Below are 11365 nucleotides of genomic sequence, written 5' to 3'. Positions count from 1 at the left end.
CCGGTCAGGCGCGACGGGCACCCCGGCGACGGCCCCCGGTTCGGCCTCCGGTTCGGGCGCCGGTTCGGGCGCCGGTTCGGCCGCCGTCGCGGGTGCGCGGCACCCGAACGGGGGACTTCCGACGGCCCGCCGCATCCGGCACCGGCCGACCGGGCGAAGCCATTCGAGAGAGCGCCCCCCACCGGAAGCGGAAGTGAGCCCCCATGCAGACCTCGGTCGTCGTGTTCACCTGCGATCTGCGCCTGTCGGACCACCCGCCACTGCGCGCGGCCCTGCACGGCGGAGGGCGGGTGGTGCCGCTGTTCGTGCGCGACCCGGCCGTGGACAAGGCCGGTTTCGCCGCGCCCAACAGGCTCGCGTTCCTCGCCGACTGCCTGCGGGACCTGGACGCCCGGCTGCGGGAGCGGGGCGGCCGGCTGGTGCTGCGGGAGGGCGACACCGTCACGGAGGTGTGCCGGGTTGCCGCCGAGGCGGACGCCGACGAGGTGCACATGGCGGGCGACGTCAGCACCTTCGCACACGCGCGCGAACGGCGGCTGCGCCGGGCGCTGGAGGCCGACGGGCGCCGCCTGTACGTGCACGACACGGTCTGTACGGCCGTGGCGCCCGGCGCGGTGACCCCGGCCTCTTCCGACCACTTCGCGGTGTTCACGCCGTACTACCGGCGATGGTCCGAGCAGGGTCTGCGGGACGCGCTGGACGCGCCGGGCGCGGTCACCGTGCCGGCGCAGGTGGGTTCCGTCCCGCTGCCGGAGCGCGGCGGCGTGCACGGCGTGTCGCCCGGTCTGTGCGCGGGCGGGGAGACGGAGGGGCGGCGCAGGCTGACCGCGTGGCTGCGCTCCGGGGTGGCCGGGTACCAGGAAGGCCACGACGACCTGGCGGGCGACGCCACCTCCCGGCTCTCCCCCCACCTGCACTTCGGCACCCTGTCACCGGTCGAGGTGGTGCACCGGGCCCGCCGGGCCGGCGGCGCGGGCGCGGAGGCGTTCGTACGGCAGGTCGCCTGGCGCGACTTCAACCGGCAGGTGCTCGCCGCCCGCCCGGACGCCGCCGCCCGTGACTACCGCACCCACCGGGACCGGTGGCGCGGCGGCCGGGACGCCGAGGCGGACGCGCAGGCGTGGCGGGAGGGCCGCACCGGCTACCCGATCGTCGACGCGGCGATGCGCCAGCTGCGCCACGAGGGCTGGATGCACAACCGGGGCCGGCTGCTGGCCGCGAGCTTCCTCACCAAGACGCTGTACGTCGACTGGCGGGTGGGCGCCCGGCACTTCCTGGACCTGCTGGTCGACGGCGACATGGCGAACAACCAGCTGAACTGGCAGTGGATGGCCGGCACGGGCACCGACACCCGGCCGAACCGGGTGCTCAACCCCGTCATCCAGGGCAAGCGGTACGACCCGGACGGCGCATATGTGCGCCGCTGGGTGCCGGAACTCGCGGAGGTGGAGGCGCCCGCCGTGCACGAGCCGTGGCGGCTTCCGGGACTGGAGCGGGCGAGCACCGGCTACCCCGATCCGGTGGTCTCACTGGCGGAGGGCCTGGACCGCTTCAAGCGGGCCCGGGGGCGCGCCTGAGGGCCGGCCGGAGGACAGATGACGGGGAGGACAGATGACGGGGCGGGTACCCCGGCGGCTCGGGCATCGCGGCACGGCACGACGGCCGGCGGTGAGGGGGCGGGGGCGTGTGCTCGGGGTCAGCCCGCGGTGCACAGGGTGCGCAGTGCCTCGACCGCCTGGGCCAGTCCGGCCGGTCTGAGCACGCCGGCGGGCTGGGACCGGCTCCAGCCGGGGCCGCCCAGCAGCACCGCCGGGCCGCGCCGCGTCCCCTTCATGCCCCAGCGCTGCGCGGCGATGTGCCGGACCAGGGCCGGAGCCGCGCGTGCGCTCTCCTGGGCCCACAGCACGACCGCGACCGGGCCGAGCCTGCGCACCGCCGCCTCCAGCGCCTCGACGGGCACGGCGGCTCCCAGCATGCGCACCGGCAGCCCCTCGCGACCGAGCGCCGCGTGCAGCGCCTCCAGGGGCAGGGTGTGCTGTTCCCCGGGCACACAGGCCAGCAGCACGCAGCCGGGCGCCGGCGGGACCACGGGCACGGCGGCCGGTGCGCTGCGGCGCAGCACGGTGGAGACGTGCCACGCGAGGAGGTGCTCCACCTCCACGTACTGGTCCTCCGAGGACGCCCAGCGGCGCCCCACGGCGTGCAGGGTGGGGACCATCACCTCCTGCCAGGCGACCACGACGCCGTAGCGTTCGACGGCGGCGGTGAGCTGCTTCTCGAGCGCGGGGGCGTCCAGTCGTACGGCGGCGCGGGCCAGGCCGCGGCATTCCTGACGCACGTCGCCGAGAGGGAGCGCGCCGGCCGCCCGCGACCGCCCGGCGGGCGGCGGGGGCGGCGGGGGCGGCGGCCCGGCGGAGGCCTCCGCCGCCGCGGACGAGCCGGCGGCGGACGGGCGGGCGGCGCGGGCCGCGTCGGCCGGCGGGATGCCGGTCGCCGTCAGCCGGCACATCTCCTCGACCGTGGCCACGTCCGCCGCCGTCCAGCGACGGTGGCCGCCCTCGGTGCGGGCGGTCGGGCCGATGCCGTAGCGGCGGTCCCACGAGCGCAGGGTCATGGGCGACACCCCGAGGCGGCGGGCCAGCACACCCGTGGTCAGCCCGGCGCCGCCCGGCACGGCGGGCGGCTCGGACGGAGGCTGCTCAGCGGAGTTCACGGCGGTCATGTGCGTCTCTCAGCGTGCTCGCTCCACGGTCTCGGCGTCCAGGCTCCGGCCCAGGCGCAGCAGACCGCGCCGGGCGTGGCTCTTGACCGTACCGAGCGGCCAGCCGGTGACGTGGGCGATCTGCGTCTGTGTCAGGTCACCGTAGAACGCCAGGCACAGCACCCGCCGCTGGGCCTCGGGAAGCCGGCGCAGCTCCCGGGTGACGTCCACCCGGTTCAGGACCGCGTCCTGGGTGTACCACGGGTCCGGCGAGCGGGCCGGCTCGTGCGCCGCCGCCGTGACGGCGTCCGTGCGCCGGGTGCGGGCGGACAGCGCGTCGGCGATCTTGCGGCGGGCGATGCCCACGAGCCAGGCGGGCAGCGGCCCCCGGCCCGGACGGTAGCCGTGGCGGCCGCGCCAGGCGGCGAGGAACACCGTCTGGGTGACGTCCTCGGCCTCCGTGCCGTCGCCCAGGGACTGCCGCGCCAGGGACAGGACGAGGGGGGCCCAGCGACGGTAGACCGCCTCCAGGCCGCTCTCGTCCCCGGCCGCGAACCGCCGGGCCAGATCGTCGTCCGGGTCCGCCGCGGGCCTGGGCGGGGCCGCAGTCACAGCGGATGCGGTCACAGCGAATGCGGTCATTGCGGTTGCTCCTTGTGCGGGATGGCTCCCGGCCTCGCCGCCACGGTCCGTCCGGGACCCCGGCGGCGGCAACTCGCATCGAGTCTGCATCGAGTCGGTCCCGCGCGGCCCCGCCGAGCCGCCCGGACCGCGGCCGTCAGGCGCCGTCCTGCCCCCGGAGCACGGCCCGGGGCCGCCGTTCCGGGGCCGGTGAGCGGTGGCCCGCGGGCTCCACGGCGCCGGGCCGGGTGGGCCACCACACGCGGTCCCCGGCGTCCCGCACGAGCGCCGGGACCAGCAGGGAGCGCACCACCAACGTGTCCAGCAGCACGCCGAAGGCGACGATGAAGGCGATCTGCACCAGGAAGGCGAGCGGGATCACGCCGAGCGCGGCGAAGGTGGCGGCGAGCACCACGCCGGCGGAGGTGATGACCCCGCCGGTGGTGACGAGCCCGCGCCGCACGCCTTCGACGGTGCCGTGCCGCAGGGTCTCCTCGCGGACCCGGGACATCAGGAAGATGTTGTAGTCGACACCGAGGGCGACCAGGAAGACGAACCCGTACAGCGGCACGGACGGATCGGTGCCGCTGAAGCCGAACAGGTCGCGGAAGACCAGCGCCGCCACGCCGAGGGTCGCGGTGAAGTTGAGGGCGACGGTCAGCACCAGCAGGACGGGCACGGCGAGGGAGCGCAGCAGCAGCACGAGGATGGCCAGGATGACGGCGAGCACCACCGGGACGATGACGGTGCGGTCGCGTTCGGCGGCGCGCAGGGTGTCGTACTGCTGGGCCGTGTAGCCGCCGACGAGGGCGTCCGCGCCGGGCAGCGGGTGCAGGGCGGCACGCAGCCGGGCCACGGTGTCGCGGGCGCCCTGGGTGTCGGGGGCCGCGTTCGCGGTCGCCTCGAACCTGACCCGGCCGTCCACCACGCGTGGACCGGCCGCCGGGCGGCCCGGGGCGCCGGTCGCGGTCACCGACGCGATGCCGGCGGTGTCGCGCAGGGTGCGCTCCACCCGGTCGGCGGAGGCGGCGTCGGCGAGGACCACCACCGGGTTGCCCGCGCCGGCAGGGAAGTGCCGGGCCAGGGTCTGCTGGGCGGCGACGGACGGCACGTGCCGGACGAACGTCTCGTCCAGCGGCACGCCCCGCGAGTCCAGGGTGAGCGCGCCGGCCGAGCAGACGAGGAGTCCGGTGAGGGCGAGTGCCCACACCCGCCGCGGCGCCCGGTCGATCAGCCGCGCGACGCCCTGCCACAGTCCGGTGGCGCCGGCTCCGCTCGCGGGCCTGGCCGGCCAGTAGGCGCGGCGGCCGAGGAGGGCCAGGACAGCCGGCAGGAAGGTGAGCGCGCTCAGGGCGGCGCAGGCGATGCCGACGGCGCCGACCGGCCCGAGAGCCCGGTTGTTGGTGAGGTCGCTCAGGAGCAGGGCGATCAGCCCGAGCGCGACGGTGCCCGCGCTGGCCAGGACGGCCGGGGCCGAGCGGCGCAGGGCGGCGTGGGCGGCGGCCCGGCGGTCCCGCCCGGCGGCCAGTTCCTCCCGGCAGCGTGCGGTGACCAGCAGGGCGTAGTCCGTCGCGGCGCCGATCACGAGGATGGACAGGATGCCCTGCACCTGTCCGTCGACACGCACCAGACCGTGGTCGGCGAGGGCGTAGACGACGGCACAGGCCAGCCCGAGGGCGAACACCGCGCCGGTGATGACGACGAGCGGCAGCAGCAGGGAGCGGTAGACCAGCAGCAGGATGACCAGGACAGCGGCCAGGGCGACCGCGAGCAGCACCCCGTCGATGCCGGAGAAGGCGTCCGCCAGGTCGGCCTGGGTGGCCGCCGGTCCGCCCACCTGCACCCGGGTGCCGGGCACCGTCTCGGCAGCGGCCCGCACCCGTTGCAGCGTGGGGGCGAGCCGGTCACCCAGATCGGGGCTCAGCGGCACGACGGCCTGGAGGGCGGCGCGGTCCCGCGAGGGCAGGGCCGGGGAGGGGGATCCGGCCGTCCCGGGCGTCCCGGCGAGCGCGGCCATCGCCGCGGTGGCCGACCGCTGCCGGTCGCTGACGGCGCCCCCGCCGTCGGCGGTCCACACCACGATGACCGGCAGGGTCTCACGCTGCTGGAAGGCGGCCTGCTCGCGCAGGACGCGCGTGGACTCGGCGCCGCGTGGCAGGAAGGCGGCCCGGTCGTTGGTGGCGACTTCACCGAGCCGTCCGGCGAAGGGCCCCAGGAGCGCTCCGACCACCAGCCATACGGCGACCAGGGCGAACGGGGCGAGGATGCGGGCTCGGCGGTGCGGGGGCGTCATGGGACTCCTCGGGGGCGAACGGCGGGAGAAAACTCGACCATGAACAATCTCAATGATTGAGTAATCGTAGAAGGTGCTCTCGCCTCCACGCTTCCCGCCTCGCCGACGATTCGGATGCAGCTGCCGCCGTCTTCGGAGCACGGGCGGCCGCTCAGCGACCGGCGGGCTCCCCGGGCACCCGGGCCAGGGCGTCGTTCAGCGCGGTCAGGAACCGCAGGGCCACCGCCAGCTCGGGTGCGTCGAAATCCGCACCGGCCCGGCGCAGCGCGTCGGCGAGGGGGCGGAAGTGGGTACGGGCGGCGGCGCGGGCGTCGTCGACGTAGTGGAGGTGGACCACGCGGCGGTCGCTGTCCTCGCGCACCCGGCGGACATGACCGGCACGCTCCAGCCGGTCGACGCAGGCGGTGACCGCGCCGGAGGTGAGGCCGAGCGCGGCACGCAGCCTGGTGGGGGTCATCGGCTCGGGAGCGTCGAGGATGGCGGCCAGCGCCTGTACGTCGGTGGCGTGCAGGTTCTGCCGAGCCGCGTACTGCTGGATGACCCGGCCGACCTCGCCGTGCATGCGGCGCAGCTGCACCGCGAAGGCGGACAGGTCACCGGAGAAGGCAGGGAGGTCGCCCGGGGAGGCGGGGAAGTCTCCGGCATCCGAGGGGCCAGGGGCCACGGTGCGCCGGTCGCCGGCGGCCGGGGACGCTTCCCCGGCGGCACCTCCGCGCCGCCGCGGCGGGTGCCCTCCGCTCGTCTCCGTGTCCACCGCCGCATCCTACCGGGGCACTCACGACTCACCGCCGGACCGGGGGTTGAGGATCATCGGACCGAAAACCGGCGCCAAGGATCTGTCGGCCCGGGTGGGCGGCTGACGGAGTGTCGGGGGCCGGATCCGTTTGAAGTCGCCCCGCAGATACTGACTTCGGCTTGTCAGGGTGACGTAGGCACGTCCCAGTAGGACGGGCGTTGGGGCGGCCCGGACGTCGGCGCACATCGCTGTGCTCGGGCTCGCACGTCTGGCCTCGTCGTTGACGATAGGCAGGTGAATACCTGCATAATGTAGAGCGTGAGCCTCGAAGCAACGACGATGGACTCGGTGTTCAAGGCGCTGGCCGATCCCACCCGGCGGCTCCTGCTCGACCGACTCCGCGAGCACAACGGGCAGACGCTGCGCGAACTGTGCGAGCGCCTCGACATGGCGCGCCAGTCGGCGACCCAGCACCTGGACATCCTCGTGCGGGCCAACCTCGTCACCGTGGTACGGCGGGGCCGGGAGCGGCTGCACTACCTCAACCCGGTCCCGATCCACGAGATCGAGGAGCGCTGGATCTCCGGCTTCGACAAGCTCCGCCTGCAAGCGATCAGCGCCATCAAGCACCAGGCAGAGGAGTACGCCATGACCAACACACCCACACCGGTGCCGGACTACGTATACGTCACCTACATCCGCGCCAGTGCGGAGCAGGTGTGGCAGGCCCTGACCGACGCCGACCTGACGGCGCGCTACTGGGGACACGCGAACGTCTCCGACTGGCAGCCGGGCTCGGCCTGGGAACACCGGCGAGCCGACGGCTCAGGCAAGGTCGACGTGGTGGGCCATGTCCTGGAGGCCGAGCCCCCGACCCGGCTGGTCATCACCTTTGAGGACACCCCCGATGGCGAATCGCCGAGAGAGCCGTCGGTCGTCACCTTCCTCGTCGAACCGCATCAGGACATCGTTCGCCTCACCGTGACTCACGAGAACCTCCCCAACCAGGAGATGCTGGGCGGCATCTCGGCCGGCTGGCCGGCCGTGCTGGCAAATCTCAAGTCGATGCTGGAGACCGGCGACGTCCTGCCGCAGGCGCCCTGGGAAATGTCCCGCGCCCACACCTGAGCCCCGCCTATCCGCCCTTCGGTCATTCCGCATACGCCCGCACAGAGAGGTGCGACACATGCTGGACACTGCCCCACTCCAGGACGCCTACCGCGCCCTGCTCGACGCCGCCATCACCGTGGCCAACGCCGACGGCCCCAGCCCCGTCCCGCCAGACGGCGAGTGGAACGCCGACCAGATCCTCGCGCACGTCTCTCTCGTCAGCGCCGCCACCATCGCCGCCGTCGCAGGTATCGCAGCGGGAGCCAACACGACGTACGACAACCGGATCGCCCTCGACGCCTGGACCATCGAGCAAACCATCGCGCACGCCGGCGGCACCCCCGGGCTCCGGGACCGCATCAGCGGCCAGGCAGCCGCCCTGTGCACACTCGCCGGAGGCACGGCGCTCACCGATGCCGAACTCGGCACCTTGGTGCCTGCACGGCTCCTGTCCAACGACACACTCCTGGTCGATCAGCCCATGTCGCTGCGCGACATCGTCACCGGCCTGGCGGAGGCAGAACTGCCCGGCCACACGAAACAGCTCCTCGCCCTGATCCCCGACCAGGCCGTGGCCGAGGCCACGCGGTGACCGTCACGTGCAGGTCCCGCAAGCGGGCCTCACCGCCGGTGATCGACGTGAACGCCTGATCGGCGCCGGTCCAGGGGAACACCTCCAGCAGCACCTCCGGCAGGTCCACGCGGGGGATCATCGCCTCCACCGCCTTCCGCAGGTCGAGCAGCCCCCCCTTCACCCACTCCCCCGGCAAACCCGTTCGCGGGACGAGCGGACTCTCTGCTTGGCTCGCCCCATGAGCGATCTCCACGACCTCCGCGATCTCCACGACCTCCGCGACCTCCGCATCCGCGCCGCCGCCCCCTCGGACATCGACGCCGTGCTCGGATTCTGGCGTGACGCCGCGGAAGGAACGAGCATCAGCGACGACCACGACGGCGTGGCCCGGCTCCTCGCACGGGACCCGGAGGCCCTGCTCCTCGCCCTGCGCGGCGACCTCCTCACGGGAACCGTCATAGCCGGCTTCGACGGGTGGCGCTGCTCCGCCTACCGGCTGGCCGTCCACCCCGAACACCGTCGGCAGGGCATCGCCACCGCCCTGCTGCAGGCCGCGGAACGGCGCTTCGCCGCCCTGGGCGGGCGACGCGTCGACGCCATGGTGCTGGAAGCCAACGAACGGGCCCACCACACCTGGGCCGCGCGCGGCTACCACCGCGAGGACCACTGGCGACGCTGGGTGAAACCCCTCCAGGCCGGGTAGGCGCAGGCGGCGACACGCTCGCGGCCGAAGGCCCCCGGAGGCGGAGGGCCGACCGTCCGATCAGACGCTTTGCCGATCCTTTACCATTGGGGGAGTCAGCCGTCCCGTACCTCCGTGAAAGGTGTGTGAGCGTCCCCCCATGGGCGAGCCTCCCGGTCCTGTCCGCCACCGACACCGCGCGGTCCCGTCCGCCCTGTCCCACCATGGGACGGAGGTGACCCGATGACCGAAGTGCTCCTGCTGCTGGTGGCGATCCTGCTGTCGCTCGCCTGTGGTGCCTTCGTCGCGGCCGAGTTCTCGCTGACCACGGTGGAACGCGGCGAGCTGGAGCGGGCCGCCCAGCGCGGCGAGCGCGGGGCCGCCGGCGCCCTCAAGGCCGTACGGAACCTGACGTTCCAGCTCTCCGGGGCCCAGCTCGGCATCACGGTCACCAACCTGGTGGTCGGCATGCTCGCCGAACCCTCGATCGCCAAGCTGCTGGCCGGACCGCTGGAGGCGGTGGGCATCGGGCCGTCGGTCGCCGGCTCGCTGGCCCTGGTGATCGGCACCGCGCTGTCCACGGTGTTCCTGATGGTCGTCGGCGAGCTGGTGCCCAAGAACTGGGCGATCTCCTCACCGCTGGCCGTGGCCAAGCGGGTGGGCAACGCCCAGCGCTGGTTCAGCGCGGCCTTCCGGCCGTTCATCACCCACCTGAACAACACCGCGAACCGGCTGGTACGGCGCCTGGGCATCGAGCCCGCCGAGGAGCTGGCCTCCGCGCGCGGACCCCAGGAACTGGCCGCGCTGGCCCGGCACTCCGCCAGGGAGGGCGCGCTGGAGCCGGACACCGCCGAGCTGTTCGTGCGCACCCTCAACCTCGCCGACCTCACCGCCGAGAACGTGATGACCCCGCGCGTCCAGGTCGTCGCCCTGGAGGTCCGGGCAACCTGCGAGGACGTGGCGAACGCCACCCGGGCGACCGGTCTGTCCCGCTTCCCGGTCTACCGGGACAGCCTGGACTCCGTCGTCGGCACCGCCCACATCAAGGACGTGCTGACCATGCCCGCCGAGGAGCGGTCCCGGGTCCGGGTCGCCCAGGTGATGCGCGAACCCCTGCTGGTCCCCGAGTCCCTCACCGTCGACCGCCTCCTGGACCGCCTCGGCGGCCGCCGCACCATGGCCGTCGTGATCGACGAGTACGGCGGCACGGCCGGGGTCGCCACCCTGGAGGACATCGTGGAGGAGGTCGTCGGCGAGGTCCGCGACGAGCACGACCCGCACGAGACACCCGACCTCGCCCCGGCCGGCGCCGACACCACCGGCCGCGCGCTCTACTCGGCGGACGGCGCGGCCCGCATGGACCAGCTCGCCCGCGTGGGCCTGCGGGCCCCCGAGGGGCCGTACGAGACGCTGGCCGGACTGGTCGCGGCCGAGCTGGGCCGGATACCGGAGACCGGGGACGGCGTCGAGGTGGCCGGGTGGCGGCTGGACGTGGTGGACGCGTCGGGGCGGCGGGCCGCCCGGGTGCTGCTGCACGCGCCGCTCGACGACGAGACGGAGCAGGAGGGGCACCGGTGACCGTCGTACAGCTGCTGATCGGTCTCGCGACACTGGTCGTGAACGCCTTCTTCGTCGGCGCCGAGTTCGCGCTGATCTCCGTGCGCCGCTCCCAGATCGAGCCGCACGCCGAGGCGGGCGACCGGCGGGCCAAGAGCGTGCTGTGGGGGCTGGAGCACGTGTCCGCGCTGCTGGCCGCCGCCCAGCTCGGCATCACGCTGTGCACGCTGGTGCTGGGTGTGGTCGCGGAGCCCGCGATCGCGCATCTCCTGGAACCGGTGTTCCACGCGGTCGGCGTGCCCACGAGCGCCGGCCATGCCGTGTCCTTCGTGATCGCGCTCTCCCTGGCGACCTACCTGCACATGCTGCTGGGCGAGATGGTGCCGAAGAACGTGGCGCTGGCCGAGCCGGTGCGCAGCGCCCTGCTCCTCGGTCCGCCCCTGGTCACCCTGTCCCGGGCACTGCGCCCGGTGATCTTCACCGTCAACGCGTTCGCGAACGGGCTGCTCAGGCTGCTCCGGGTGGAGACCAAGGACGAGGTCTCGGCGACCTTCACGGACACCGAGCTCGCCGAGATCGTCAAGGACGCCAGCGAGGCGGGCCTGATCGACGACCGGGCGCAGGAGCGGCTGCACGACGCCCTGGAGCTGGGCCGCCGGCCGGTGCGGGACGTGGTGGTGCCACTGGAACGCGTCGTCTACGCGCGCGTGGGCGTCACCCCGCAGGAGCTGGAGCGGCTGACGGCCCGGTCCGGCTTCTCCCGCTTCCCGGTGGTCGACGAGGGGCGGCGGATCGTCGGCTATCTGCACGTCAAGGACGCACTGGACGCCTCGTCCGGCGACGAGGCGTTCCGGCTGCGGGACATGCGGCCGATCGCCCGGGTGCGGGAGAGCACCCCGCTGGACGACGTGCTCACCGCGATGCGCGGCAGCCGCACCCACCTGGCGGGCGTCCTCGGCGACGACGGACGGCTGGCGGGACTGGTGACGATGGAGGACGTGCTGCGGGAGCTGTTCGGGCAGCACGCGTAGGCCGCGTGGTGGCGGAGTCGCCGGCGGGAGGGACCGACCGGCGAGTATGGGCCCGGGGAT

General features: G+C 74.2%; 10 protein-coding genes. 6 read left to right on the top strand and 4 right to left on the bottom strand.

Annotated elements, in window-relative coordinates:
- Nucleotides 1–203 precede the first annotated feature (203 nt).
- A complete protein-coding gene (locus AB0M11_RS12495) occupies nt 204–1577 on the top strand; it encodes a deoxyribodipyrimidine photo-lyase (RefSeq protein ID WP_365704300.1) in 1374 nt (457 codons plus the stop codon).
- Between the two features lie 119 nt (nt 1578–1696).
- Here AB0M11_RS12495 and AB0M11_RS12490 read toward each other — a convergent pair whose 3' ends face one another.
- The 4 genes from AB0M11_RS12490 to AB0M11_RS12475 all read right to left on the bottom strand — a co-directional run bounded on the left by AB0M11_RS12490 (nt 1697) and on the right by AB0M11_RS12475 (nt 6279).
- Nucleotides 1697–2722: a cobalamin B12-binding domain-containing protein gene (locus AB0M11_RS12490; protein WP_365704298.1), complete on the bottom strand. Its 1026-nt coding sequence runs from the start codon at nt 2720–2722 to the stop codon at nt 1697–1699.
- Between the two features lie 9 nt (nt 2723–2731).
- Nucleotides 2732–3343, bottom strand: a complete 612-nt coding sequence (locus AB0M11_RS12485) for a sigma-70 family RNA polymerase sigma factor (RefSeq protein ID WP_365704296.1) — start codon at nt 3341–3343, stop codon at nt 2732–2734.
- Between the two features lie 136 nt (nt 3344–3479).
- A complete protein-coding gene (locus AB0M11_RS12480; RefSeq protein ID WP_365704294.1) occupies nt 3480–5615 on the bottom strand; it encodes an MMPL family transporter in 2136 nt (711 codons plus the stop codon).
- 151 nt (nt 5616–5766) lie between these two features.
- Nucleotides 5767–6279: a MarR family winged helix-turn-helix transcriptional regulator gene (locus tag AB0M11_RS12475; protein ID WP_365704333.1), complete on the bottom strand. Its 513-nt coding sequence runs from the start codon at nt 6277–6279 to the stop codon at nt 5767–5769.
- A gap of 411 nt (nt 6280–6690) precedes the next feature.
- Here AB0M11_RS12475 and AB0M11_RS12470 point away from each other — a divergent pair, with 411 nt between their 5' ends.
- The 5 genes from AB0M11_RS12470 (at nt 6691) to AB0M11_RS12450 (ending at nt 11305) form a co-directional block, all read left to right on the top strand.
- Nucleotides 6691–7479: a metalloregulator ArsR/SmtB family transcription factor gene (locus AB0M11_RS12470; RefSeq protein WP_365704331.1), complete on the top strand. Its 789-nt coding sequence runs from the start codon at nt 6691–6693 to the stop codon at nt 7477–7479.
- Between the two features lie 58 nt (nt 7480–7537).
- On the top strand, nt 7538–8053 hold the full coding sequence (locus AB0M11_RS12465; protein WP_365704291.1) for a hypothetical protein: 516 nt from the start codon (nt 7538–7540) through the stop codon (nt 8051–8053).
- 220 nt (nt 8054–8273) lie between these two features.
- The gene (locus AB0M11_RS12460) at nt 8274–8738 is read left to right on the top strand and encodes a GNAT family N-acetyltransferase (RefSeq protein ID WP_365704288.1); all 465 of its coding nucleotides are present in this window, start codon (nt 8274–8276) and stop codon (nt 8736–8738) included.
- Nucleotides 8739–8960: 222 nt separating this feature from the next.
- Nucleotides 8961–10295: a hemolysin family protein gene (locus AB0M11_RS12455; RefSeq protein WP_365704285.1), complete on the top strand. Its 1335-nt coding sequence runs from the start codon at nt 8961–8963 to the stop codon at nt 10293–10295.
- Nucleotides 10292–11305, top strand: a complete 1014-nt coding sequence (locus tag AB0M11_RS12450) for a hemolysin family protein (RefSeq protein WP_365704283.1) — start codon at nt 10292–10294, stop codon at nt 11303–11305. Before AB0M11_RS12455 ends, AB0M11_RS12450 begins: the two co-directional genes overlap by 4 nt.
- The last annotated feature ends 60 nt before the right edge of the window (nt 11306–11365 follow it).

The sequence above is a fragment of the Streptomyces sp. NPDC051987 genome (assembly GCF_040680735.1).
In the GTDB taxonomy this organism is placed as follows: Bacteria; Actinomycetota; Actinomycetes; order Streptomycetales; family Streptomycetaceae; genus Streptomyces.
Note: the sequence above shows the minus strand (reverse complement) of the source record. Positions and strands in the feature narration are given on the sequence as shown.